The organism is Nitratidesulfovibrio sp. HK-II (assembly GCF_003402415.2).
In the GTDB taxonomy this organism is placed as follows: domain Bacteria; phylum Desulfobacterota; class Desulfovibrionia; order Desulfovibrionales; family Desulfovibrionaceae; genus Cupidesulfovibrio.
Genome location: NZ_AP036014.1, coordinates 3,225,895 through 3,251,464, shown reverse-complemented (window position 1 = coordinate 3,251,464; position 25,570 = coordinate 3,225,895). Strand labels below are relative to the sequence as shown.

The 25,570-nt window shown below is 67.3% G+C and carries 21 protein-coding genes; 10 read left to right on the top strand and 11 right to left on the bottom strand.

Annotated features, from left to right (window positions below):
* Nucleotides 1-98: 98 nt before the first annotated feature.
* From hmcF to hmcA, 6 genes are read right to left on the bottom strand one after another with little or no spacing between them, the layout of a single operon-like run.
* Nucleotides 99-1,490, bottom strand: a complete 1,392-nt coding sequence (gene hmcF, locus RVX_RS13660) for a sulfate respiration complex iron-sulfur protein HmcF (RefSeq protein WP_116308126.1) — start codon at nucleotides 1,488-1,490, stop codon at nucleotides 99-101.
* A gap of 58 nt (nucleotides 1,491-1,548) precedes the next feature.
* Nucleotides 1,549-2,229, bottom strand: coding sequence for a sulfate respiration complex protein HmcE (hmcE, locus tag RVX_RS13655; protein WP_116308127.1), 681 nt, complete (start codon nucleotides 2,227-2,229; stop codon nucleotides 1,549-1,551).
* Nucleotides 2,230-2,245: 16 nt separating this feature from the next.
* Nucleotides 2,246-2,383: a sulfate respiration complex protein HmcD gene (gene hmcD / locus RVX_RS13650; protein WP_007526524.1), complete on the bottom strand. Its 138-nt coding sequence runs from the start codon at nucleotides 2,381-2,383 to the stop codon at nucleotides 2,246-2,248.
* A gap of 16 nt (nucleotides 2,384-2,399) precedes the next feature.
* Nucleotides 2,400-3,566, bottom strand: coding sequence for a sulfate respiration complex protein HmcC (hmcC, locus tag RVX_RS13645; protein WP_116308128.1), 1,167 nt, complete (start codon nucleotides 3,564-3,566; stop codon nucleotides 2,400-2,402).
* 1 nt (nucleotide 3,567) lies between these two features.
* Nucleotides 3,568-4,686, bottom strand: coding sequence for a sulfate respiration complex iron-sulfur protein HmcB (gene hmcB / locus RVX_RS13640; RefSeq protein WP_116308129.1), 1,119 nt, complete (start codon nucleotides 4,684-4,686; stop codon nucleotides 3,568-3,570).
* Nucleotides 4,687-4,707: 21 nt separating this feature from the next.
* Complete coding sequence (gene hmcA / locus RVX_RS13635; RefSeq protein WP_116308130.1) at nucleotides 4,708-6,369, bottom strand: sulfate respiration complex hexadecaheme cytochrome HmcA; 1,662 nt, start codon at nucleotides 6,367-6,369, stop codon at nucleotides 4,708-4,710.
* Between the two features lie 731 nt (nucleotides 6,370-7,100).
* Here hmcA and RVX_RS13630 point away from each other — a divergent pair.
* A complete protein-coding gene (locus tag RVX_RS13630) occupies nucleotides 7,101-7,904 on the top strand; it encodes a sugar phosphate isomerase/epimerase family protein (protein WP_230404830.1) in 804 nt (267 codons plus the stop codon).
* A 161-nt stretch (nucleotides 7,905-8,065) separates the two neighbouring features.
* Here RVX_RS13630 and RVX_RS13625 read toward each other — a convergent pair whose 3' ends face one another.
* From RVX_RS13625 to RVX_RS13615, 3 genes are all read right to left on the bottom strand, one after another.
* Entirely contained in the window at nucleotides 8,066-9,082 is a 1,017-nt protein-coding gene (locus RVX_RS13625; RefSeq protein WP_116308131.1) for an MBL fold metallo-hydrolase, read from the bottom strand.
* A 263-nt stretch (nucleotides 9,083-9,345) separates the two neighbouring features.
* Complete coding sequence (locus RVX_RS13620) at nucleotides 9,346-10,746, bottom strand: sigma-54-dependent transcriptional regulator (RefSeq protein WP_116308132.1); 1,401 nt, start codon at nucleotides 10,744-10,746, stop codon at nucleotides 9,346-9,348.
* A complete protein-coding gene (locus RVX_RS13615) occupies nucleotides 10,743-13,508 on the bottom strand; it encodes a c-type heme family protein (protein WP_420192316.1) in 2,766 nt (921 codons plus the stop codon). The genes RVX_RS13620 and RVX_RS13615 overlap by 4 nt, the downstream gene beginning before the upstream one ends.
* Nucleotides 13,509-13,978: 470 nt before the next feature.
* Here RVX_RS13615 and RVX_RS13610 point away from each other — a divergent pair, with 470 nt between their 5' ends.
* The 3 genes from RVX_RS13610 to RVX_RS13600 all read left to right on the top strand — a co-directional run bounded on the left by RVX_RS13610 (nucleotide 13,979) and on the right by RVX_RS13600 (nucleotide 16,111).
* The gene (locus tag RVX_RS13610; RefSeq protein WP_116308133.1) at nucleotides 13,979-15,088 is read left to right on the top strand and encodes a YeiH family protein; all 1,110 of its coding nucleotides are present in this window, start codon (nucleotides 13,979-13,981) and stop codon (nucleotides 15,086-15,088) included.
* Nucleotides 15,089-15,112: 24 nt separating this feature from the next.
* Complete coding sequence (locus RVX_RS13605; protein ID WP_116308134.1) at nucleotides 15,113-15,508, top strand: biotin/lipoyl-binding protein; 396 nt, start codon at nucleotides 15,113-15,115, stop codon at nucleotides 15,506-15,508.
* Between the two features lie 123 nt (nucleotides 15,509-15,631).
* Nucleotides 15,632-16,111 carry a universal stress protein gene (locus tag RVX_RS13600; protein ID WP_230404833.1) on the top strand — a complete coding sequence of 160 codons (480 nt, stop codon included), beginning with the start codon at nucleotides 15,632-15,634 and terminating at the stop codon, nucleotides 16,109-16,111.
* A 138-nt stretch (nucleotides 16,112-16,249) separates the two neighbouring features.
* Here the strand turns inward: RVX_RS13600 and mscL are convergent, their stop codons facing one another.
* Complete coding sequence (gene mscL / locus RVX_RS13595) at nucleotides 16,250-16,696, bottom strand: large conductance mechanosensitive channel protein MscL (protein ID WP_116308135.1); 447 nt, start codon at nucleotides 16,694-16,696, stop codon at nucleotides 16,250-16,252.
* A gap of 640 nt (nucleotides 16,697-17,336) precedes the next feature.
* Here mscL and RVX_RS13590 point away from each other — a divergent pair.
* The 5 genes from RVX_RS13590 to RVX_RS13570 all read left to right on the top strand — a co-directional run bounded on the left by RVX_RS13590 (nucleotide 17,337) and on the right by RVX_RS13570 (nucleotide 22,434).
* Nucleotides 17,337-18,455 (top strand): branched-chain amino acid ABC transporter substrate-binding protein, encoded by a 1,119-nt coding sequence (locus tag RVX_RS13590; protein ID WP_007526544.1) that lies wholly within the window; start codon nucleotides 17,337-17,339, stop codon nucleotides 18,453-18,455.
* Between the two features lie 104 nt (nucleotides 18,456-18,559).
* The gene (locus tag RVX_RS13585; protein ID WP_116308136.1) at nucleotides 18,560-19,468 is read left to right on the top strand and encodes a branched-chain amino acid ABC transporter permease; all 909 of its coding nucleotides are present in this window, start codon (nucleotides 18,560-18,562) and stop codon (nucleotides 19,466-19,468) included.
* 197 nt (nucleotides 19,469-19,665) lie between these two features.
* Nucleotides 19,666-20,913 (top strand): ABC transporter permease subunit, encoded by a 1,248-nt coding sequence (locus tag RVX_RS13580; protein ID WP_116308137.1) that lies wholly within the window; start codon nucleotides 19,666-19,668, stop codon nucleotides 20,911-20,913.
* Nucleotides 20,913-21,737 (top strand): ABC transporter ATP-binding protein, encoded by an 825-nt coding sequence (locus RVX_RS13575; protein ID WP_050804071.1) that lies wholly within the window; start codon nucleotides 20,913-20,915, stop codon nucleotides 21,735-21,737. Before RVX_RS13580 ends, RVX_RS13575 begins: the two co-directional genes overlap by 1 nt.
* Nucleotides 21,730-22,434 (top strand): ABC transporter ATP-binding protein, encoded by a 705-nt coding sequence (locus RVX_RS13570; protein ID WP_116308138.1) that lies wholly within the window; start codon nucleotides 21,730-21,732, stop codon nucleotides 22,432-22,434. Before RVX_RS13575 ends, RVX_RS13570 begins: the two co-directional genes overlap by 8 nt.
* A gap of 357 nt (nucleotides 22,435-22,791) precedes the next feature.
* Here RVX_RS13570 and RVX_RS13565 read toward each other — a convergent pair whose 3' ends face one another.
* Entirely contained in the window at nucleotides 22,792-24,084 is a 1,293-nt protein-coding gene (locus RVX_RS13565; protein ID WP_116308139.1) for a LeuA family protein, read from the bottom strand.
* A gap of 618 nt (nucleotides 24,085-24,702) precedes the next feature.
* On the opposite strand from RVX_RS13565, the gene nifH reads away from it, so the two are divergent.
* A complete protein-coding gene (gene nifH, locus RVX_RS13560; RefSeq protein WP_007526558.1) occupies nucleotides 24,703-25,533 on the top strand; it encodes a nitrogenase iron protein in 831 nt (276 codons plus the stop codon).
* Nucleotides 25,534-25,570: the final 37 nt, after the last annotated feature.

Here is a 25,570-nt window from a genome sequence, read left to right as displayed (position 1 = left end):
CCGGCGGGCCGGGCGGGGGGTGGCTCTCCCCGCCCGGCGGCCGTGCAGTCGCGTGCGGCAGCGGACCTTGCCATGCAAGGCCCGCTGACCGGCTCGTTCTATTCGTCCTCTTCCTGCGGCTTCAGGTGCTCGGGCACGATGACCATGCTGATGAGCAGCGGCTTCAGGAACGACCAGCGGATGCCGATCTCGTATTCTTCTTCCAGGTCGCGGATGGCGTCCCAACAGTTATGGCAGGGCGCCACCACCAGCTTGCAGCCGGTGGCCAGGATCTGGTCGCGCTTGGTCTTCAGGGCCACGTTGCGCTGGTGGCGATAGCGGCCGATGCCGTTGAACCCGCCACCGCCGCCGCAGCAGTAGTTATGCTCGCGGTTGGGAGCCATTTCGTGGAAGTCTTCCGCGATGTAGCTCATGATGATGCGGGTATGCTTGGCAAGGCCGTGGTTGCGCACGTAGTTGCAGGAATCCTGCAGGGTCACGGGTTCCTTGATGCGCTTTTCCGGGTCGATTTTCAGCTTGCCGGTGGTCAGCGCCTCGGACACCCACTCCACGTAGTGCAGGAAGGGCACCGGGGTGCGGCCGTCGGGGCGGCCCGCCCAGTAGGGGCCTTCGATGACCGTGGCGCGGTGCGCGTGGCCGCACTCGGTGCCGACGACGCGCTTGGGCCGCAGTTTTTCCACGGCGGCGTACACCCGCTCCACCTGCATCTTGCAGCCCGCCCAGTCGCCGGCGAACATGGTCAGCGAGGTCTGTTCCCAGCCTTCGCTGGGCACGGTCCAGTTCTCGCCCGCCAGATGGAACAGGATGGCGGCCTCGGCCAGGTCTTCGGGGTAGTGCTTGGGCTCGCGGGCGTTCAGCACGTACATGGTGTCCGCGTCTTCCTTGTCGACGGGGATCTCCAGGCCCGGCCATTCTTCCTGCTGTTCCTCGGCCATCCATTCGCAGGTTTCCACCCAGTCTTCGGTGGTCACGTCCATCTGCGCCCCGTACACGCGGTGCATGCCGGAGCCGATCTTCAGTTCCCACGGCACGAAGCCCTGGGAGAAGAGCAGGCCGCGCAGGTAGCTGAACATGACGCCCATGTCGATGCCGTGGGGGCAGTACATGCCGCAGCGGTTGCAGCAGGTGCACTGCGACCAGGCCACCTCCATGGTGCGCATCATGAACGCGGTGTCCACCTCGCCCTTCTTGCGCACGATCTCGCCGAGGGTGGACTGGATCTTGTAGGCAGGCACCTGCTTGGGGTCGCGGTCGTTGACCCGGTACAGGAAGCAGCTGTCGGCGCACATGCCGCAGTGGGCGCAGATTTCCAGCCACGTTTTGGTACGCGACTGCAAGGTCTTCTGCAGCGAAGCCTTCAGGGCTTCGACATCGACCTCCATCTCCGCCATTTCCTTGTAGTATTGCGCTCCGCCCTTGTCACCGAGCAGGGCCTTGAGGTCCTCTTCGGTGTTGATCGGGCGTCTGTTGCAGAACGTTCCTTCAGGCATGGGATGCTCCTTTCGTGTCCGTCACTCGCATGGCACGATCATGGAACGGCCGGGGCCGCTACCAGGGGAAGGCCGCCCCGCGGCTGTAGCCGCCGCGCTTGATGGCATAGTCCATGCCTATCTGGCCGCGCGACATGAAGAACAGCACGATGTGGGACAGCTTGGTGAACGGGGCCACGATGAGCATCAGTTCGCCCGTGATGATGTGGGCGAGCAGCCACGCCTCGTAGTTGCCCACGTGCAGCCGGGCCACGAACCCGGTGACGAACGGCGCCGCCGAAACGGCGAGGATGAACCAGTCGTAGGCGGTGGTGAGGATGCGCACCTCGGTCAGGGCGATGCGCCGCAGCGCGATCATCACCAGGCCGATGATGGCGGCGACGGTCAGCGCGTCGGCGATGCCCATGGGCAGCGCAGGCAGGCTGAAGCCGAACCGCTCGGCCAGGATGATGTTGTGCCCCGCGAGGAACAGCGGCACCAGCACCGCGCCGATGTGGAACAGGAAGAACGCCACGGCGAAGAAGGGCTGTTCGCGCCAGCTCTGGGTGCCGAACGGCAGCATCCACTTCAGGGCGGAATGGATGCCGCCCTTCAGGCCGTGGGCAAGGTGCGGGCCGTAGGCCACGCGGTCGAGCTGCCAGCTCAGGCCGCGCACGTACCAGACCACGCGCGCCGTGAGGCCGCCGAAGAAGACCAGCAGCGCCACCCACAGCATGGGACCGGTGAGGAATGCGTACATGGTATGCTCCTATGGCCTAGTATTTGCGGATCTTTTCGTCGCGCCCGGTAAGGAAGAGCCAGTAGCACACGAAGCCCACCAGGGTGGCACCCATCAGCAGATAGGTGATGTTCTTGGTGTGCAGCATGAACTCGTGCAAGGTATGGATTTCCATTGCTCGCTCCTTCGCCCTAGTGGGCGTCCTTGTATTCGGGATGCTCGTACAGCACCGGCATGCGCGTGGCGATGAACCGGTAGACCGTGATGATGAGCGTCACGATGAACACCGAAACGCCGATCTCCATCCAGTGCGGGAAGTAGCGGTCGGCGGCGGGCAGATTCCAGTTGAAGGCGATGAGCGAGACGTTGAAGCGGTTCATCACGATGCCGAGCACCGCGTTGATGGACGCCACGCGCACCAGCGTCATGTTCCTTTCGCGCACGCCAAGGGCGTACAGGAACGAGGGCAGCGCCACGAAGCCGAACATTTCGACCAGGAACCACGCACCGTAGCCGGTGGCGAGATAGGCCCAGTCGTTGTCCATGGCGATGTCCATGGTCTTGATGAAGAAGTACCCGGCAAGCACGAACGAGGCCGCCTTGCCGAAGCCGAAGACCACGCCCTCGGCTTCCTTCAGGTGGGTTTCATCCATCTTGTGGTGCAGCCCGGCGTGGGCCAGGGTGCCTTCGAAGATGACCATGGAAAGGCCCGCCACCATGGACGAGATGAAGAAGAACACCGGCAGGAAGCTGGAGTACCACAGGGGGTGCAGCTTGCCCGGGGCGATGAGGAACAGCGCGCCCAGCGAGGACTGGTGCAGGGTGGACAGCACCACGCCGAAGATGGTCAGCATCAGGGTGAGCTTGACCACCACGTTGCGGATCTTGCGCAGGCCCAGCCATTCCAGCGCCGCCGGGGACCATTCCACGAACAGCACGGTAAGGTAGGTGGCCACGCACAGGCCCACTTCGAACAGCAGCGAGGTGGTGCCCTGCGAAAGCACCAGCGGGTAGGGCAGGCGCAGCGGATGGCCCAGGTCGTAATGCAGCGCCACGACCACGAAGAAGTAGCCGAGGAACGCCGTGGTGATGGCCGGGCGCACCGCCGAGTGGTAGCGCTTCATCCCGAACAGGTAGCACGCGGCCGAGGTGACGTAGCCGCCGGCGGCCAGGGCCACGCCGCACAAGAGGTCGAACCCGATCCAGATGCCCCACGGGTTGTTGTCCGACAGGTTGGATACGGCTCCGATGCCCTGGGTGAAGCGGATGAAGGTGATCACCGCGCCCACGGCAAGGATGATGGCCGTTATGATGTTGCCGGGCGTGAACAGGCCGTTTTTGGTGTTCGCGTCGTGCATGTTATGCGTCCTCCTTGCCTTCGCCGTCGGCATCGGGCGGGGTGTCCTGCCCTTCGGCGCGCAGCGCGGCGAACTTCTCTTCGAACGCCTGCTCTGCCTGCTCGATGGCCTTCTTGACCTCGCGGGTCACGGCGGCGTCCTTTTCCTTGGCCGCCTTGGCCAGCGCCGAGTTCATGGCGCTTTCGGCGTCGGCCTTGGCCTTGGCCAGCGCGGCCTGCACGGCCTCTTCACGTTCTTCGGCCGCAACCTTTTCCTTGCGCTTGGAGATGGCGTAGGCGCCGGTCAGCAGCACCGGCCAGATGCCCACCACCATGGGCACGGCGCCAAGGGCGCCTGCCGTGTACTCCGGCGCGGACTTGGTGCCCATTTCCTGCTGGCCCACGGCCTCGAACGGCGCGCCGGACACGTACATCCACGCCGTGCCGCCCATTTCCAGTTCACCGTAGATGTGGTCCTGGTAGCGGCCGGGGTTGCTGCGGATGCGGTCGCGCGCGATGCGCAAGAGGTCCTCGCGCTTGCCGAAGGTCAGGGCCTCCTTGGGGCAGGCCTCGACACAGCCGGGCAGCTTGCCTTCCTGCAGGCGCGGGTGACACATGGTGCACTTCTGGATCAGCGGGTCGAAGGCCTCGTCGTACTGGAAGGCGGGCACGTTGAACGGGCACGCCACCATGCAGTACCGGCAGCCTACGCACAGGCTGCCGTCATAGGTGACGGAGCCGTCGGGGTTCTTGGTGAACGCCTTGACGAAGCAGGCCGAGGCGCAGGCGGGTTCCAGGCAGTGGTTGCACTGCTGCTTGCGGAACACCGGGTGCTCCAGGCCCGCCACGTTGTACTTGTTGACCACCGTCCAGTTGTTCGCGTCGGTGCGGCGCGACTTTTCAAGCACCGTCAGGTCGTCGAACTTCACCTTGGGCGCGGGCAGCTTGTTCACCTCGTTGCAGCCCTGCTCGCACTTGCGGCAGCCGATGCAGCGGGTGGTGTCGTGCAGCACCCCGTAACTGTCCTTGTAGCCCTTGAAGCTCTGGTTGCCCGCCGCGACGGCCTGTTTCGCGCCTACAGCGCTCATGGCCGTGGAAACACCGGCGGTGCCCAGCAGGGTCAGGAATCTTCTCCTGTTCATGGATAACTCCTTACCGGTTTCCTATTTCGCGCGTTCCTTGTGACACTCGGCGCAGGCCGTGGCGGCGGGCTTCTCGATCTTCATCCGATCGTGGCAGCCCATGCACTGCTGGTGGTAGGCAGCCTTCAGGCCGGGGCGGTCGCCCTTGGCGGCGTCGAAGGGCTTGCCGTGGCAGCTGGCGCACTTGGGGGGCGTCTTGCTGAGGGGGCTGTTGTGATGGCAGCCCGCGCAGACGGTGGCCTTGTCGGTGTGGAACGTGGCGGCCAGCTTGTCGTCGCCGATGCCCGCCATCAGGGTGTTCACGATCTTGCGGTGCGGCAGCTTGGAGGCTTCGTACTTGTCGGACAGCACGCTGATGGTCACGAACTCGGGGATGTCGTCGGCGGGCAGGGTGCCCTTGGTGGTGCGGCGGGCGGCCAGGGTTGCGGCGGCCACTTCGGCGCGCTGCTCCTTGGTGGCCTTCAGCAGGCCGCCGTCGGCCACGGCCTTGGCGTCCATGCCGACGGGGTCGGCGTGGCACACCGCGCAGGCGGTTTCAGGCTGGGGCTTGGCCTCGGTCTTCATGAAACCGTGACAGCCAGCGCACACCGGTGTTTCCACCCGGTTGTTGTGGCAGCCCACGCAGCTCTTCATGGAGTCGGGCTGGTGCATGGCCTTCTCGACCTGCACGAAGCTGCCGTCCTTCACGCCTTCCAGCGTGTGGCAGGTGGTGCAGTTGTCGATCTTCACGTGGTGGCAGGCGCGGCAGGTGTTGCTGGCCGCTTCGTGCACCTTGTGGTTGAAGGCAACGGGCTTCATGGTGCCCTTCATGCCCTTGGGCGCGTTCTTGCCCACCTCGGGCAGGACCATGGCGGCGTCGGCCTGGCCGCGTTCCAGGCGGGGCACTTCGCGCAACACCTTGAACTTGGCCTGCATGGCCGGGTCATGGCAGCCGGCGCAGGAGACGGGGCCGCTGTCGGCCTTGGCCGGGGCGGCGGCCACGCTGCGGTGGCAGGTCACGCACTGGGTGTGCGCGGCCTCGCGCAGCGAGGGCTTCTTCTCCACGCGCGCGTCGCCGTGGCAGGCGCGGCAGGAGTCTTCCTTGTTCTTGCCCCACGAAAGCTTCTTGGCGGCTTCATCGTACACGTGGTGGCACGCGCCGCAGTTCTTCTGCGGGTCGTTCACGGGCGCGATGGCCTTGGAGGCCACGTGCCGGTAGTGCAGCGACTTGTCGAGGCCGATTTCCTTCCACGAGGAGGCAACCGGCTTCGGGTTGTGGCACGAGCGGCATTCGCCGTCCTGCGGGCCGGTCTTCTTGCCCGCCTTGGCCTGCTCGGTGTGACAGCCGATACAGTTCTCGTGGTAGATCTTCTTGAGGTCGGCGGCAGAGGTGTCCTCAAGGCGCATGAACCTGAGCGACATCTTGCCCTTGTCGTCGTTCTTGTGGCAGGTGGCGCATTCCTTGCCGGGCGCGGCGACCTTGGCCACGGCTTCGGAGTGTCGATCGTGCGGGAAGGTGACCTTCGGCAATTCCAGATCGCCGAATTTCGCCATGACGCCGATCTCCACCAGGTCGGCGCGCTGCTCGCCCGTGGAGCCGGGAAGGGGCTTCGTCGTGCCCCGCGCATCCAGCCCGAAAACCGTGACCGCGGCCACGGCGACCAGAGCTCCCGCCCATCGCAGCAGTGATTTCGCGTTCATCATAGTGGCAGTCCTTTGAAATGAGTGAAACGCTTCCTCTGACAACCCTCAGTCGTCGTGCCGCCAGCCGGTTCCCTGCGGCTTGCGCGGCGGCACGGTCGGACAGAGCCCTGCCACGAAGCCGAACTGCGCCGGCGCCCCCCATGCCGGGGCGCCCGCGTGGTCCGGGTCGTGGTTTCTCCCTGTGGCGTTCGCGGCTCCCGACGTGTGTCCTGTGATATCGCATGGTTGTGCGATGTTCGCAGGGCCCGTCGTCGGGGCGTTTTCGGCCGTTGGCGTCGGCCGGAACGCGCGCGAATACCCTACCTCTAGGGTATGGAATAATTCCTACCGGAGGGGTATGCGATAATCAAGGGTGCGTCAAGCACATTCTGCGAAAAATCGGGGTTGCTCGATGATGTCTGGGGTGTGTTGTTACATGTTGAAATAAAAACAGAAAATTTGGTATGTAAGCGGTTGCAAACTGGCCTTTTTCAGTCCGGATTAAGGCAGTACGCGGGGTGGCGGCGGGGCTTCTTTCCGGGGTGCGCGAAAAAAGAGGCGGAGTGCGCCAAAACGGGCTCCGGATGGCCGGAAAAGGGGGTGCGCCTGCCGGGTATGGGGTGCAGGTGGTCAAAAACGGGGGCAAGGCCGTGCTGCAGGGGCCACGCCAGGCGCGGCCGGACCGGTGTTGCGCGGTTGGCCCCAGTTGGCCGCTGTCGGTGCCTGTGCTACACGGGCACATGCGCACCTTCGTGAATCTTCCCCTCAGCTGGGTCGCCCGCGACCCCGCGTGGCTCGACCGTTTCGTGGCCGAGGCCATGCCGCCGGAACTGGGCATCGACACCTTCGCCGTGCAGAACCTTTCCAGGGACTGGCACCGGGAAACCGCGCGCAGGCTGGCCGATGCCGGGCTGCCCTGCGCGGTGCACCTGCCGTTTTTCGACCTGCATCCCGGCAGCCTCAACGACGGCGTGCTGGCCGCCAGCCGCGAGACCCTGCGCCGCGCGGCGGACCTTGCCGCACTGTATGGGCCGCGCCACCTGGTGGGGCACGCCGCCTTCGACCACAGCCAGCATGAGCCGGAACTGGATGCATGGCTGGAACGGGCCACGGGCACGTGGAGCGCGGTGCTGGACGTGTGCGACGCGCCCGTGCGCATCGAAAACACCCACGAGCGCGAACCCGAGCCGGTGGCCGCCCTTGTGGGCGCCCTGCCTGCCGACCGCGCAGGCATCTGCTTCGACGCCGGGCACTGGCACAGCTTCGCGCGCGGCGTGCAGCGGCGCGACCTGCGGCGCTGGCTGGACGCCTTTGCCCCGCGCCTGGCCCACCTGCACCTGCACGACAACGACGGCAGCGACGACCAGCACCTGGGCCTGGGCACCGGGTCCATCCCGCTGGATGACCTGTTCGGCGGGCTCATCGCGCGGGGGCTGCACCCCACCGCCACCCTGGAGCCGCACGACGAGGCGTCTTTCGCCGTGTCGCGGGCCTGGCTGGCTGCGCGGCCGCAGTATGCGGAGGTGCTTTCGCCCGTGTCCGCGCCCGCCGCGTAACCCGGCGGCAGGCCGCGCCCTTCGCGGCCCATGCCTTCTTTCACAACGCCAACGCGCCGCCCGGCATCTGCCGGGCGGCGCGTTTTTCATTGCGAATATGGGGATATAACAGGACGAATAGTATGGGAGTGTTGCGGACTGGCGCGATGGGAGCGCTCGGCCTACAGCCCGTCGGCGTAGTTCACGGGCAGCCAGGCGTAGCCCCCCTTGCCCGGGTCCCTGGCCCGCACCCGGCCCAGGCCCGGGAAGGGCAGGTGCGAACCGGCCACCCAGATATCTTCGGCGGCCACCTGGGGCAGCAGGCGCAGGCGGGTTTCCACTGCCTTTTTCTGGTCCACGTCGAAATCGATGGACACCTCCGGCCGGGCGAACTGCACCGGGGTGCTGTGGATGCTATCCGCCCAGAACAGCAGGGTCTTGCCGCCCGAAGTCACGCGGAACCCGCAGTGCCCCGGCGTGTGGCCAGGCAGATCCACCGAGGTGACAAACGGCAAATGGGCCAGAGGCGCGGCCCCCGGCGCGAAGGTGTGCAGCCTGCCGGAATCCTTGTACGGGGCCAACGCCTTGCGCAGGGCCAGCAGCCCGGGCTTGCGGCCCTCCGGCGCGGCGGCCAAGGTGGCGTCGCTGGTCCAGTAGTCCAGTTCCGGCGCGCTCACGTGCACGCTGGCGTTGGGGAACACCGGCACGCCGGTGGCGTCCACCAGCCCCAGGGCATGGTCCGGGTGCAGGTGCGAGAGCAGTACGTGGTCGATGCGCTCCGGGGCGTGCCCGGCCGCGCGCAGGTTGCCGGGCAGGTGCCCGCCCCGCGCGCCGAAGAACGCGCCCGCGCCGGTATCCATGAGCACCCGGCGCGTACCGGCATCCAGCAGGAAGCAGTTCACGTTGCTGGTGGCGGGCTGCCCGGCCGGGATGCCCGCGTCTTCCAGAAGTTTGTCGATGTCCTTGCGGTCGGCCCCGTGCAGGATGGCCGGGTCGAGCTTGCCGTGGGCGTCGAACAGGGCGAACACGGCCACCTCGCCCACGGGCAGCCGGAAGAAGCCGGGGGCCTGTACGCCGCCCCCGGAATTGGCGGCCATGGCCGTGGCGGCGGGCAGGGTGGCCATGGTGGCCGCTGTGGTAAGTGAGGACAGGGGGACGAGGGCCAGCAACGACTGCATGAAGCGTCTGCGATCAAGCATGCGAGCCTCCGGAATGGTTGGGGCGGCGGCGTGTGTGGGGCGGGCTGGGAGGGAAGGGCAGGATGACGGACGCCCGCATGCTTCAAGATAGCATCTGGCGGCGCGCAGGCAAGCGGGCACAGGCAATATGCCAGCCACACCGGCCGCGCCAGCCGCAGCAGGGCGGGCACGGCGAAACGCGCCGCGCGACTATGGCGGACGGTCGGGGGCTTGCCGCCCGCCTTGAGCGGGTGCGTTCCGCCCCCGGCGTTTGGGCCTCGCGGCTATTCCCTGCTCGCGCCGCCGATGCCCAGCCGCCGCAAGATTTTCTGCAATGACACCCGCTCCAGCCCGGAAATGCGCGCCGCCTCCGAGATGTTGCCCTCGGTGCGTTCCAGCAGCCGTTCCACGTAGCGCCGGGTGAATTCGTCCACCACGTGGGCCTTGGCGTCCTTGTAGGGGGTCAGCGGCGGTTCGGCCACGGGCGCGGCGCAGTCGGCCGGGCCGCCCACCAGGCGCAGGTGGGCCATCTCCACCGTGTCGCCGGGGCAGAACACCGCCAGCCGCCGCACGAAGTTCTGCAACTCCCGCACGTTGCCGGGCCATTCCCGTCCGCACAGGCAGGCCATGGCCTCTGGCGAAAGGCGCTTTTGCGCTATCTGCATCTCGCGGCAGGTCTGGGCCAGAAAGTGGTCGGCCAGCAGGGGGATGTCGTCGGCGCGGTCGCGCAGGGGCGGGGTGTGGATGGTCAGCACGTTGAGCCGGTAGAACAGGTCTTCCCGGAATTCCCCGCTCTTGATGCGCGCCTCCAGCGCCTGGTTGGTGGAGGCGATGATGCGCACGTCCACCTTCACCGTGCCGCTGGAGCCCACCGGGCGGATCTCGTGTTCCTGCAACACCCGCAGCAGCTTGGTCTGGATGCCGGGCGAGATGTCGCCGATTTCGTCGAGCACGATGGTGCCCCCGGCGGCGGACATGAACAGCCCCTTGCGCGAGCGCTCCGCCCCGGTGAAGGCCCCCTTCACGTGGCCGAACAGCTCGCTTTCCAGCAGCTGGTCCGGAATGGCCGGGCAGTGCACGCTGACGATGGGCCGCTGCGCCCTGCCGGACAGGGCATGGATGGACGCGGCCACCAGTTCCTTGCCGGTGCCCGATTCGCCCCGCACCAGCACCGTGTAGTCCGACGCGGCCACCGCCGCGATGGTTTCCTTCAGCCTGCGCATGGCCGGGGTTTCGCCGATGAGCGAACGTTCCAGCCCGGTGCGCGACATTTCCTCGCGCAGCTGACGGTTTTCGCGCAGCAGGCGACAGCGCTCCAACCCCTTGGTCACGGCGCGGTACAGGTCCTCGCGGCGCACCGGTTTGGTCAGGAAGTCGTAGGCCCCGCTCTTGAGCGCCGTCACCGCCGTCTCTATGGTGCCGTGCGCGGTGAGCAGGATGACGCTGGGGGTCGCGTCCTGGGTTTGCGCGTGGGCCATCAGTTCCAGCCCGTCCATGTCGGGCATGCGCAGGTCGGTCAGCAGCACGGCCGGGTCGCTGCGGCCCAGCAGGTCCAGCCCGGCCCGGCCCGATGTGGCCACCAGCACCTCGGCATCGGGGAAGCCCGCGCGCAACTGGCGGGCCAGGCCGTTGGCGAAGTCCGCCTCGTCGTCCACCACCAGAATGGTCTCGTGGGGCGTGGTCATGCGTCATGCTCCGTGGGCGCGGCCGGGTGGTCGCGGTCCGCCGCTGGCAGGTGAAGGGTGAACACCGCCCCGCGCGCCAGTTCGGCCGGGGGGGCGGATGCGCCGGAATCGGGCCGGGCTGCTTCCGCGAACAGGGCGGCCAGGTCCACGCGGCAGGTCAGGCCATGCCCGTGCGCGGCCGGGACCTGGTTCGGCGGGATCAGGTCGGCCGGGGTCAGGTTGCGCGCCTCGATGCGGCCGCCCATGTCGCGCATGATGCCGAAGACCACGGCCAGCCCCAGGCCCGTGCCGCGCCCGGCGGCCTTGGTGGTGAAGAACGGGTCGAACAGGCGCGGCAGGTGTTCTTCCGGAATGCCGGGGCCGTTGTCGATGACGTGCACCACCACCTCGCCGTCTTCCGGCAGGTGGCGGGCGGCCAGCACCACCAGCCCGCGCCGCAGGGGGTGCGGCGATGCGGGCGGGATGCCCAAGTCGTCCCCGCCATCCGTGTTCCCGCCCGTGTTCCCCGCAGTGTCCGCCACTGTGCCTGGGCGGCAGGACCGGGCCTCACCGTCTTCGCCATTCGCACCGTTCGCGTCGTCCCGCAGGGCCGGAGCGTCGGTCTCCACCGCGTCCAGCGCGTTGAGCAGCAGGTTGGTCAATATCTGTTCCAGCCCGCTGCGGTCGGCCAGCACCTGGGGCAGGGGGGCGCAGCCAGCGCCGCCGTCGTCCGCAAGATCGGCCAGACCTGGCAGATCGGGCACGATCCGCGCCCGCACGGCCCGCGCCCGGGGGCGGAACACGTCGGCCAGCCCGGCAAGCACCTCGCCCACGTCACAGGGGCCGCGCTCCGCCTGCTTGGGCCGGGCGAAGTCCAGCAGGTCGCGCACCACCTTCCGGGCCTGCTCGGTGTGGCGCATGATCACGTCGATGTCCGCCTGGGCCTGCCCGTCGGTGGCGGCGGCGCGCAGCAGGTCCGCGTAGCAGTGGATGACCCCGAGGGGGTTGTTGATCTCGTGGGCAAGGCCAGCGGCCAGCTTGCCCACGGCCACCAGCTTCTCGTGCTGCTGCACCCGCTCCAGCATGCGCCGTTCGTCCGTGGTCTCGCGCAGGTAGGCCACGGTGCGCCCGCCGCGTTCCAGCCGCCCGCCCAGCGGGTAGGCGTTCACCGCGAAGGATCGGCCGTCGCGCAGGGTCACCGCCCGCGACACCGGGCCGTCGCCCATGCGCGCGGCGATGTCCGCCGCGTCCAGCAGGGCGGTCAGGCCCGGTCCCCGGCCGTCGTCGCCTTTCAGCGATTGCGTCAGCCTGCGGGCCGAACTGTTGGCCAGCACCACCCGCCCGTCGCCGCCAAGCAGCAGCAGCGGGTCGGAAATACCCTCGAAGATGGAGTCGAGCAGGGCGTTCTGGCGCAGCAGGTTGTCCAGCGCGTCCAGGTTGTCCATGGCGATGCCCAACTGCCGCCCCACGGCCTGGGCCAGGTCGGCCGTGCCGGGGCCGCTGGCGTGGTCCGCGTCCCAGTACAGGCACAGCAGGCCCCGCGTGGTGTCGCTGGTCTGCACCGGGATGAACCATGCGCGCGGGGTCAGGCGCGGCGCGCCCTCGGCGGCCAGGTCGTGCCAGTCGGCGGGAAGTTCGGGCTGTACGGCGCGGTCCGGCCAGGCGTGGAAGTCGCTGGCCGAGAGCACGCAGGCGTAGGCGGCCCTGTCCGCCCCGAAGCGCCGCGCGATGAGCGCCAGCGAGGCAGCCAGCAGTTCGCCCTTGCCGCTGCTGCGGTTCAGGCGGTCCAGCAGCCCCACGAACAGCTCCACGTCGGTGCGCCGGGCCGTGGCCTCGGTGGCCAGGTCGGACGTGCGCTCCTGCACCATGCCTTCCAGGTTGGCCGCGTAGTCGCGCAGCTTGGCGCGCGCCTCGCTCAGGTGCAGGGCCAGCGATTCCATGTCGCCCAGCAGGTCGTCGATGCCCACGTCCGGCTGGCCGCGCCGGGGCATGGTCTTGTCCGCCTCGTCCGGAAAGTGGCGGCGCATCACCCCGCCCATGCGGCGCAGGTTGTGCACCACCAGCCGGTTGAAGAACGCGTGGATCACCGCGAACAGCACCAGCGCCCCGCCAGCGAACAGCACCCCGAACGACAGCACCGCCTCGCGCATGCCGCTGACGGCCTGATCCATGGGCAGGGCCACCATGGTCATGCCCGCGAGATCCCCGGTCTTGCGCCAGAACCCGCGCTCCGCCCCGTACATGGCCAGCAGCACGGGCGGGGCCTCGGCCGGGTCGCCGTGGCAGCGCAGGCACGAGGTCTCGAAGCGCACCGGCCGGGCGGTGATGAACAGCCGTTCGCCCTCTTCTTCGGTCACGTCCTCGACGCGGGTCAGTTCTGGGTCTTCCTGGAACCGGGCGATGATGGCGCGTTCCCGGTTCGAGGCCTCGTAAGCCGGGTTGCGCGCGCCCACGGCCACCCGGCGGTAGGTGAAGCGGTCGTGGGCCAGGTTGTTGTCGTTCATTACCGCGCGGGTGACGAACGAGGTGGACATGGCCTCGATGACGAAGGTGTCCTCGGAGAGGTTTCTATACATGGCCGGGCGCAGGGTGTTGCGCACGTAACTCTGCACGGCCTCGGCCTGCGCCAGGATGAGCGCGGCGCGGTCGCGGGCCTCGTTTTCCACCAGCCGCTCCAGGTGCATGAACAGCGACAGGGCGAAGAACCCGCCCAGACAGGCGAGGATGAGCAACAGGCCGAGCAGGAAGCGGGCCTGCAACGAATGGGGCTTCAGCGGAAACACAAGGCTCCTTGCGCGGGCGGCCGCGCTGGGCGGGTGCGGTGAATGGCGTCCGGCGGAAGGCGGCAGGTTGCGCCCGCGCGGCGGATTCCGTCCGTCCCGTTCCCTTCCCTCCGGTTTGGCGCGGCCGACGCCGCATGGCCGTTGTCTAGCACAGGCGGGGCAAAGGGCAACCTGCGGCCCGCTTGCTGCGTTGCATCGGCTGCGGGTGCCAACGCAAGTTAGCAGCGCGGCGCGCAGCCTGGCTGCGCAACATGCCGGAATTCCATGTTTCGGACTTCTCCGGCCCGAATGGTCCGCGTCTTGCTTTTCGGGCAGTCGCCATCCGGCACACGGCTGCGCGCCGTGCGCGGGCGAAGGAATAAGGAAAGGGTCGATGCACCGGCGGGCCGTGGTCCGCGCGTCGGCGCGGCGGGTCAATCCGCCGGGGCATCGGTCTTGAGGTCATGCAACCCCCGAGGAGATGCAACGCAATGGAAGACAAGGGGCTTTTTGGAAAGATCCTGGCCATCGTGCCCGGTCTCGCGGTGATGATCGGCACGCTGTACGTGCTGCGCGTGTACGTTGAACCGTGGATGAAGGAGGCCGTGGTGTTCGGCAGCAAGGGCTGGCTGGTGCAGGTGCTGAGCCTGAACTACATCCTGCTGTCCATCCTTACCGGCATGTTCTACCGCAACATCCTGTTCGGCGGAAAGATTCCCGCCTGGGCCGAGGAAGGCTTCCGCACCACCCGCCTGTTCATCAAGACCGGCGTCATCATGCTGGGCTCGCTGTACACCTTCGACAAGCTGCTGAAGGTGGGCGGCGTGGCCATCACGCTCATCGTGGCCTTCGTGTTCGGCACGGCCATCTTCGTGCTGTGGCTGGGCAAGCGCCTTGGGGCCGACCGTTCGGTCACCGCCACCATGGCCGCCGCCTGCGGCGTGTGCGGCGTCTCCGCCGCCGTGGCCACCGCGCCCGGCGTGCGCGCGAAGCCCGTGGATCTCGCCCTGTCCATCGCCACCATTCTCGGCTTCGGCATCATGACCATGTTCGTCAGCCCCTTCGTGGGCAAGATGCTGTCGCTGTCCGACTACCAGTTCGGCGCGTGGGTGGGCACGGGCATCCTGAACTCGGGCCAGGTGCTGGCCACCTGCCTTGCCTTCAACCCCAACTTCGCCCCCGGCACCGCCGTGGCCTACGGCGAAATCTGGAACGTGGTGCGCGTCATCTGCATCCCGTTCGTGGTGTTCTTCATCACCGCCTGGTACTGGAAGGGCGAAGCCGACGCCGAACACGTCAGCCTCGGCTCCATCCTCGCCTCCAAGTTCCCCATCTTCGTGCTGGGCTTCATCGGCATGACCGCGCTGTCCTCGCTGCACATCATCGGCACCGAAGGCTCCGAGACGCTGCACCTGATGCGCGACGTCATGGCCTGGGTGTTCGGCATCGGTCTCGTGGGCCTTGGCGCGTACATCGATGTGCGCGAAATCAAGGCCGCGGGCGGCAAGCCGCTGCGCATCGGGCTCATTGCGGGCGTCACCAAGTACGTCCTCGCCATGATCATCATCCTGGCCTTCATTCCGAAGGAAGGCGCCTTCTAGGCGGCCCGCACGAGGAGAACACACATGTCCGACAAGAAGAAGTCCCTTACCGTATTCAAGAGCGACCGCCACGAGGACGTGGCCGCCATCTTCGCCTCGGCCCTCATCGTGGTCGTGGTGCTGACCTACATGGCCTTCATCGTGCCCTCGGTGGGCATCAAGGCCCCCCAGGACGGCAAGCTGGTGGAGATTTTCGTGACCGAAGGCGCCGACGTGAAGAAGGGCGACAAGCTCTACGCGCTGGAAGTGGTCAAGAAGAAGTGGGTCAACAACGTGATGGAAGAGAAGGTCGCCGTGGAAAGTTTCACCGCCAAGGCCAACGGCAAGGTGCTGAAGGTTTCCGCCAAGCCCGGCGATGGCGTCAAGAAGGGCAAGCAGACCATCGTCGTGCTGGAACACGAGAAGGGCACGCTTCCCTAGCCATCATGGTCCGCATACGGTCGGCGGGGGTCCCCCCGGCCGAAGCATCGCATCCGCATCGCACAGGCGGGCGGCACCTTGCCGCCCGCCGACAGATTTCCCCCATACGGAGAACATGCCCCCATGAAGTCGCCCGTGACGCCCTCCATGAAGCCCCCCATGAAGCTGCTGCTCGCCCTTGACGACGGCCCAGGCGCCCGCCGCGCCGTGGACGAGGCCATCCGCATCGCCCGTGAACAGGGAGCCACCCTGGACGCCCTGTTCGTCATCGACGCCACATGGGATGTGTTCACCGGGCATGACTGGCTGTCCGGCTGCAATTCGCGCATCGGCTTTCTGGAATACATGCAGGGGCTGGAAGAGAAGGCGGCGGCGGAAACCGCGCGCGCCTTTCTGGAGCGCCGGGGCGATCTGCCCGGCGAACTGCTGACCGCGCCCGGCGATGTGGTGGACGTGGTGCGCGAGCATGCCGCCAGGGGGTACGACCTGCTGGTGCTGTCCAACCCGTTCACGCGCGGGCTGGAAGTGATGCGCGACGCCGTGGCCAAACTGACCCGCGACGCCCCCTGCGACGTGCTGCTGGTGCGGCCCGGGCCGGAATAGGCGCACCGCCCCGCCTCGCGCCGGAATTTTCCGCCTGGCCGCCCTTGCCTGCCGCACCCCCGTGCCGGGCGGCCACGGCGGACGCCCAAGGGCCCGCCGCCGCCGGAGACTGCCCCGGCGGCGGCGCTGCGTTTGGACTCAGCGCAGTTCGGTGGTGCAGTGCGGGCAGCGGGTGGCGCGCACGTCGATCTTGGTGAAGCAGAACGGGCAGTCCTGCTGCTTGGGCGCGGCCGGGCCTTCCAGGCGCGTGCGCAGGGTGTTCACCCCGCGCACCAGCAGGAACACGGCAAAGGCCACGATCAGGAAGCTGACCACCGTGTTGGCGAACACGCCCGCGTTCAGCGTCACCGCGCCCGCCTGTTTGGCCGCCGCCAGACTGGCGTACGGGCCGGGCGCGGCCCCGTCGCGCAGGGTGACGAACAGGTCGGAAAAGTCCACGCCGCCCAGCACCAGGCCGATGGGCGGCATGATCACGTCGTCCACCAGCGACTTGACGATGGTGCCGAACGACGCGCCCAGAATGACGCCCACGGCCATGTCCAGCGCGTTGCCCTTTACCGCGAATTCCTTGAATGCCTTCAGCATGGCGCACTCCTGTGATTGGGGATTGCCCATGGTATGCACCTTCCGGTGGGCGGCGGCAACCCGGAGCATGTCTGCGCGCCGCCGGTGGGTGCGCCGGGATGGGTGGGGCGCGGGGCTCGCCGGACGAAACCGAGGGGCGCGAACAGGGTGGCCGGATGACGGAAGCGACGAATCTGCCGTGGCGCTCTTGACGGATGAAGCGATGCAAGGGTAGGGCAGTGCGCCCGGTGGGAAGCGAGCGTGCGGAGCACCACGGCGTCCCGTGCCGCCGAGCGTGCGCACGCACGTTTTTGATGGCGCGCACGCTTCAGGACGGACGTGTGTCTCGTTGTCGAGCGGGTGGGCGCGGCGGACACCGACAGGGTGGACCAAAACCGGGGCCGGGTTTTCTCTCGACGAAGTGATGCCAAAAATGACAACGCGGCGGCGCATCGCCAAGATGTCGCCGAAACATCACGCATTTGCCGTAACCGGTAGTATTTGACAGCTTTCCAAATTCCGTGGCATCAAAAAACGTTGGTCGATGGTGGCATTCCTGCCCGACGCGCTGCATTGCCGTGCGTGCGCGGGGTGGTCGCCGTTGCGGCAATGTCTTTACAATATTGTTCACCCGTTTCGTCAACATTTCGGAGGATCGAGCATGCGTAAAGGATGGTTCAAAGGCCTTGTTGCGGGTCTTGCCCTGGCCGTCATGGCCTGCCCGGCGTTTGCAGCTGACACCATCAAGTTCGGCGTGGCCGGCGCCCACAGCGGCGACCTGGCCTCCTACGGGCTGCCCACCGTCAACGCCGCGAAGCTCGTGGCCAAGATGGTGAACGCCAAGGGTGGCGTGCTCGGCAAGCAGGTGGAAGTCATCCCCCAGGATGACCAGTGCAAGCCCGAACTGGCCACCAACGCGGCCACCAAGCTGGTGTCCGACGGCGCCAACGTGGTGCTGGGCCACATCTGCTCCGGCGCCACCAAGGCCGCGCTGCCCATCTACAAGGAAGCCAACATCGTGCTGATGTCGCCCTCGGCCACCAACCCGGCCCTGACCCAGAGCGGCGACTACCCCAACTTCTTCCGCACCATCGCTTCCGACGACCAGCAGGCCAAGCTGGGCGTGGACTTCACCATCGAGAAGCTGGGCAAGAAGAAGATCGCCGTGCTGCATGACAAGGGCGACTACGGCAAGGGCTACGCTGAATACGCCAAGCAGTTCATCGAGCAGGGCGGCAAGGGCAGCGTGGTGCTGTTCGAAGGCGTGACCCCCGGTGCGGTGGACTACTCCGCCGTGGTGCAGAAGATCCGCAACTCCGGCGCCGAAGCCGTGATGTTCGGCGGCTACCACCCCGAAGCCTCGAAGATCGTGCAGCAGATGCGCAAGAAGCGCATGGACCTGCCCTTCGTGTCCGACGACGGCGTGAAGGACGACACCTTCATCAAGGTGGCCGGCAAGGACGCCGAAGGCGTGTACGCCTCCAGCTCCCGCGACGTGAGCGCGCTGCCCCTGTACAAGGAAGCCATCGAAGCCCACGTGAAGGAATTCGGCGCCGAGCCCGGCGCGTTCTACAAGGAAGCCTACGCCGCTTCCCTGGCCCTGCTGAACGCCATCGAAAAGGCCGGTTCCACCGATTCCGCCAAGATCATGAACGCCCTGCGCACCGAATTCGTTGAAACCTCGGTGGGCAAGATCAAGTTCGACAAGCGTGGCGATGCCGAAGGCGTCGGCTTCTCCATGTACCAGGTGAAGAACGGCAAGTACGTGGAACTCAAGTAGTTCCTCGGCAAGCATCCGATATGACAGGGGGGCGGGCCGCTGGCCCGTCCCCCGAGTTTTGACGACGGCGCGGCGCATGCCCGCGCGTGCACGGGAAGGCACTAATGGATTGGCAGTATTTCTGGGAACTTTTCTTCGGCGGGCTGACGCGCGGCTCCATCTACGCGCTCATCGCGCTCGGCTACACCATGGTGTACGGCATCATCGAGCTGATCAACTTCGCCCACGGCGAGGTGTACATGCTGGGCGCGTTCACGGCGCTGATCGTGGCCGGGGCGCTTGGCATCTACGGCTTTCCGGCCGTGGCCATCCTGATCATCGCCGCCGCGGTGGCCGTCATCTACTGTGCGGCCTACGGCGTGACGCTCGAAAAGATCGCCTACAAGCCGCTGCGCGACGCGCCGCGCCTCTCGCCGCTCATCTCGGCCATCGGGATGTCCATCTTTCTCCAGAACTACGTCATCCTGGCCCAGACCTCGGACTTCATGCCGTTTCCCAATCTGGTGCCGCAGCCCGAATTTCTCGAACCCATCGCGCACATCATGGGCGCGAGCGAGGTGCTGATCATCGTCACATCGGCCGTCGCCATGGCCGCGCTGACGCTGTTCATCAAGTACACCCGCATGGGCAAGGCCATGCGCGCCACGGCCCAGAACCGCAAGATGGCCATGCTGCTGGGCATCGACGCCGACAAGGTGATCTCGCTCACCTTCGTCATCGGCTCGTCGCTGGCGGCCGTGGGCGGGGTGCTCATCGCCTCGCACGTGGGGCAGGTGAACTTCGCCATCGGGTTCATCGCGGGCATCAAGGCCTTCACCGCCGCCGTGCTCGGCGGCATCGGCTCCATTCCCGGGGCCATGCTGGGGGGCCTTGTGCTTGGCTGGTGCGAAAGCTTCGCCACCGGGTACATTTCGAGCGACTACGAGGATGCGCTGGCCTTCGGCCTGCTTGTGCTCATCCTCATCTTCCGGCCTTCGGGCATCCTGGGCAAGGCCAAGACGCAAAAGGTTTAGCCAGCCCGGTCACGCTCCCGGCGGGACGCCGGGGCACAAGCCTGTCGGACCGGCGTGGGTTTTCCCGCCAGGTCTACGGCACCCCGCAGCCATCTGGGCCTTCCCCCGCCTTGCCTGCGGTACCCCGCAGGCATCAGGGCCGCCCCGCCGGGTGCCGGAACACGCGGGACACAACGACGCATTTCGAGGAAGTCTTCATGCAAGGTCTCAAGAAATCCATACTGGTCAGCCTGTGGTTCATGTTCCTGACCTTTCCGCTCATGGTCATCAGGATAGACAGCCTGAACGGGACCATCGACTGGCGGTGGGAGAACATGCTGGGCATGGGCGCGGGCATATTCGTCCTTTCCTTCGTGTGGCGGTTCATGCTGGCCCGCAAGGAAGCGGGGCGCGCCGCCGCGGCCGGGGGCGCCATGAGCGCGCGCGGCGCGTGGTTCGAGCGCCTGCGCAGCGACCCCAAGGCCGCCGTGCCCGCCATGGCGCTGATCTTCGCCGTGTTCCTGGCGCTGCCGTGGGTGTTTTCCACCTACCAGACCAACATCATGATCTCGGCGCTGCTCTACGTGATGCTGGGCCTTGGCCTGAACATCGTGGTGGGCCTTTCGGGCCAGCTGGTGCTGGGCTACGTGGCCTTCTACGCCGTGGGGGCCTATGCCTACGCCATCCTGAACAGCAACTTCGGCCTGGGGTTCTGGGCGGTGCTGCCCATCGGCGGGGCCATGGCCGCGCTGTTCGGCATCCTGCTGGGCTTTCCGGTGCTGCGCCTGCGCGGCGACTACCTGGCCATCGTCACCCTGGGCTTTGGTGAAATCATCCGCCTGGTGCTGGAAAACTGGAGCAGCTTCTCGCAGGGGCCCAGCGGCATCGCCAACATCGAGCGGCCGGGTCTGTTCGGCATGCAGCTGTCGGTGAACGAGGCCACCACCTACATCTACTACCTCATCCTGGCGGCGGTCATCGTCACCATCGTCGCGGTGACGCGCCTGAAGAACTCGCGCATCGGCCGCGCGTGGCAGGCCCTGCGCGAGGATGAAATAGCCTGCCAGGCCATGGGCATCGACATCACCACCACCAAACTCACCGCGTTCGCGCTGGGCGCGTGCTGGGCGGGCTTTGCCGGGGTCATCTTCGCGGCCAAGACCACCTTCATCAACCCGGCCAGCTTCACCTTTCTGGAATCGGCCATGGTGCTCGCCATGGTGGTGCTGGGGGGCATGGGCTCGGTCATCGGGGTTTCGGTGGGCGCGCTGGTGCTTATCTTGCTGCCCGAATACCTGCGCGCGTTCTCGGAATACCGCATGCTCATCTTCGGCGCGACCATGGTGCTGATGATGGTCTTCCGCCCGCAGGGCCTCGTTTCGCCGGGGCGCACCAAGTACAACGTGCCCGGCGCAGACGGCGTCGGCGCTGAAGCGGCGCGCCCCGCCGCCGGAGGCAACGCCTGATGTCCGCAACCACCGCCACCGCCGCCGTCAATGCGTCGGCCGCCGTGCTCGACGTCCGTTCCGTATCCATGAACTTCGGGGGCCTGCGCGCCCTGAACGAGGTGGACCTGCAGGTGCGCCAGGGCGAGATCGTGGCGCTCATCGGCCCCAACGGGGCGGGCAAGACCACGTTCTTCAACTGCATCACCGGCATCTACGTGCCCACCGAGGGCGAGGTGCGGGTTACCCCGCGCGACGGCCGCACCGTCACGGTGAACGGCATGAAGGCCAGCGAGGTGACCACGCTCGGCATGTCGCGCACCTTCCAGAACATCCGCCTGTTCCCCACCATGAGCGTGCTGGAAAACGTGATGATCGGCCGTCACTGCCGCACCAGGGCGGGCATTCTGGGCGCGCTGCTGCGCGACCCGCGCACCCGCGCCGAGGAACAGCGCATCGTCGAGGAAAGCTACGAGCTGCTGAAAAGCGTGAACCTGCACCAGCACTATCAGGACCAGGCGCGCAACCTGCCCTACGGCGCGCAGCGCCGCCTGGAGATAGCCCGGGCGCTGGCCACCAACCCCTTCCTGCTCTGCCTCGACGAACCGGCTGCGGGCATGAACCCGCAGGAAACCCTTGAACTGAAGGAACTGGTCCTCGAGATTCGCGAACGCCACGAGCTTTCCGTGCTGCTCATCGAGCACGACATGAGCATGGTCATGTCGCTGTCCGACCGCATTTACGTCATGGAATACGGTTCGAAGATCGCCGAGGGCACGCCCGAGGAAGTGAGCAGAAACCCGAGGGTCATCAAGGCATACCTGGGCGAGGAATCCCATGCTTGAGCTGCGTAACGTCAACGCCTTCTACGGCAACATCCAGGCCCTGCGCGACATCAACCTGACCATCGGCCAGGGCGAGATCGTCACGCTCATCGGCGCCAACGGCGCGGGCAAGACCACCACGCTGATGACCGTGTGCGGCGCGGTGCCCCCGCGCAGCGGCGAGGTGCTCTTCGAGGGCAAGCCCATCCATGCGATGAAGCCCAACGAGATCGTGCGCCTGGGCATCAGCCAGGTGCCCGAGGGGCGGCTGATCTTTCCCGACCTGACGGTGCAGGAAAACCTGGACCTTGGCGCGTTTCTGCGCAGCGACAAGGAAGGCATCGCCCGCGACCTGGACTACATTTTCGGCCTGTTCCCCATCCTTGCCCAGCGCCGCAAGCAGGCGGGGGGCACCCTTTCCGGCGGCGAGCAGCAGATGCTGGCCATCTCGCGCGCCATCATGGGGCGGCCGCGCCTGCTGCTGCTGGACGAGCCCTCGCTGGGCCTCGCGCCCATCATCATCCAGCAGATCTTCGACATCATCCGCAAGGTCAACGCGGACGGCACCACCATCTTCCTGGTGGAGCAGAACGCCAACCAGGCGCTGAAGATCGCCCATCGCGGCTACGTCATGGAAACCGGGCGCATCACGCTGGAGGATTCCGCGGCCAACCTGCTGGTGAACGAAGACGTGAAGAAGGCCTACCTCGGCATGTAGCCGGGCTGTCTTTTTCCGCCAGCCTTTTCCTGTCGCGGCGCTTCCCGGTGGAGCGGCGCGGCGCATACCCAGCCTGGCGTGGGCGGTCCTTTCCGAAAGGGGAGGGCCGCTCTTTTTTGTCCGACGGCGGAGGGGGCACACGAACGGGGGCCTTCGCCCCATCCCGCGCAGGGAGTGGACGAAGGCCCCCGTATCAAAGCCCGTTGTCCGCGGGTCCGCCACGGCGCGGCCGCGCTCCTGGCGGACGCGGCGGTACCGTGTTCGGTCGCGGTCAGGCGGGCAGCGGGCCGAGGAGAAGCGCCGTCAGCATGGCGCAGGCCATGGCGACGGCCACGGTGGTGCAGAGCAGGCGCATGGTCATGCCTCCCGTGTGCGTGCCCGGCCTTGATCCGCTGTGCGGGGGTGCCGGGGCTTGTCGTTGTCGTCGCCACCGGTCGGCGGCGCGTCGGAAACAGGGGGAGCGGATAGGAGGGCGATCCCGGCTGCGCCGCCGGTGCGGTACCTTTCCGGCACGCCACTCCCGGCACTGGCGATGCCGGTGAGTTCCGCCGGGGTCAGCGGGCGGCGCAGGGTTGCGGAAAGCTCGCGCACCGCTTTCACAATGGCGGGAAGCGCGTCGGGCGGCGGCAGGATGGAAAGTTCGGCCAAGGCGGCGGCCACGGCGGCCACGCCGCTCTTGCGCCCCACGCCCAACCGGCGGCTGCCGCCCACCAGCGCGGGTGGAAAGGGCTCGAACAGGCTGGGGTCGCGCCGCACGCCGTGGGCATGCAGGCCGCTTTCCACGGCGAAGATGTCGCGCCCGGCCACGGGCCAGTGGCGCGGCACAGACAATCCGGCGGCCTGGGCCACGTGGGCGCACAGCCCGCGCAGGGGGGCCAGATCCAGGTTTGCGCGGCCGCGAACCACCAGGGCGGCGGCCAGCTCCTCCAGCCGGGCCACCCCGGCCCGCTCGCCAAGGCCCAGCACCGAAACGTCGGCGCAGTCCGCCCCGCTTTCCAGGGCGGTGAGGGCGTTGGCCGTGGCCATGCCGCAGTCGTTGTGAAAATGCGTGCCGATGGACACCCGGCGGGCGCGCGGGGCCGTGGCGTCCTGCCGGGTGGCGTCCAGCGCGGCGCGCAGCCCGCGCACCATGTCCGCCACCTCCAGCGGGGTATACAGCCCCACGGTGTCGCTCAGGCGCACCCGGTGCGCGCCGTGGGCGGCGGCATGGCGCGCCACGGCGAACACGAAGTCGCGGTCCGCGCGCGAGGCGTCCTCCATGCCCACGGTAACGTGCCGGATGCCCAGCGCGCGGGCCTCCGCCAGGGTGGCGGCCAGCAGATCAAGCAGGGCGGGCCTGCCCACGCCCAGCCGCCGGGCCAGATGCGCGTCGGACACGGGCACCCCCACGCAGACGCGCCGCGCCCCGCAGGTCGCGGCGGTCCGCAGGTCCTCGGGGCGGCAGCGGCACCACGCGGCGGCGGCCAGGCCGGGGGCCACCCGGGCCGACAGGGCCAGCATGTCCGCAAGGTCCTCACGCCCGGCCCAGCCCACCTCGGCCTCTTGCACGCGCACGGCGGCCAGGCCGCGCAGGATGCGCTCCCTGTCGGCCATGGACAGGTAGGTGCCGAAGGACTGTTCCCCTTCGCGCAGGGTGGTGTCGAGCAGCATGCGGCCTCCATGAAAGAATGGCGGATGCCACCCCGCCTTCGGGTGACGGCGGAGGAGGAAGCGGGGCGGCATCCGCGTGAACCGGACACACCCTTCATGCATCGTCGGTGCCAACTCGGCCATGCCGGGGCGGCATCACCTTGTCGGGCATGTCCGGCAGCCCCCGGTCGCCGCCTTTCCCTTCACCGTCCTTTGTCGGCTTCTCCGTGCTCCCCCGTCCCGTCATTTCCTTGCGTTACGGCAGGTTGTAGCCGCAGGCACGCCGCCGTCCCCCTTCGTGCCGGAGACGCGCGCGCCTGCGTACGCGCATGCCCGGAATGAAAGCGGCGCACCACTCCTCTCCCAGCTAGCCCACCCCTCGCCCCATGCTCCAGCCGTGTCGGGAGCAACGCATTTGTCGCGTGCGACAAAATGGGCGCGTCGCGCGTGTCGCGTCCGACGCGCACCATCCCGCCTTATTCACGTATGAAGTCCTGTTGTTTCGAAGTGTTGTGGAGCATGGAACGCACTGGCACGGGGTTTGCCCTATGCGTGTCGTTGCATGGGCACGCCAGTCACGGCGAACGCACCTCGGCCAATCCAACACCCAGGCCGGGCGTGAATCTTCAGGAGGATATCATGAGAAAGGTGGCCATCTACGGCAAGGGCGGCATCGGCAAGTCCACGACCACGCAGAACACCGTCGCGGGTCTCGCGGAAGCTCTGGGGCGCAAGGTCATGGTCGTCGGCTGCGACCCAAAGGCCGACTCCACCCGCCTGCTGCTGGGCGGCCTGGCCCAGAAGTCGGTGCTCGACACCCTGCGTGACGAGGGCGAGGACGTGGAACTCGATGATATCCGCAAGCCCGGCTACTCCACCACCCTCTGCGTGGAATCGGGCGGCCCCGAACCGGGCGTGGGCTGTGCGGGGCGCGGCATCATCACCTCCATCAACATGCTGGAATCCCTCGGCGCGTACGAGGAGGACCAGAAGCTGGACTACGTGTTCTACGACGTGCTCGGCGACGTTGTGTGCGGCGGCTTCGCCATGCCCATCCGCGACGGCAAGGCCGAGGAAATCTACATCGTGTGTTCCGGCGAGATGATGGCCATGTACGCGGCCAACAACATCTGCAAGGGCATCATGAAGTACGCGGAATCGGGCACCGTGCGCCTTGGCGGCCTCATCTGCAACTCGCGCAACGTGGACAACGAAAAGGAAATGATCGAGGAGCTGGCCCGCAAGATCGGCACCCAGATGATCTACTTCGTCCCCCGCGACAACCAGGTGCAGCGCGCCGAAATTCACCGCCAGACCGTCATCGAGTTCTCGCCCGAGCATGGGCAGGCCCAGCACTACCGCAACCTGGCGAAAGCCATCGACGAAAACAAGATGTTCGTGGTGCCGAAGCCCCTCCAGATCGCGGAACTGGAAAAGCTGCTGATGGATTACGGCCTGTTCGAAGCCTAGCCGAACCATTTCCACCACCCCACCCAAGCTGAAGGAG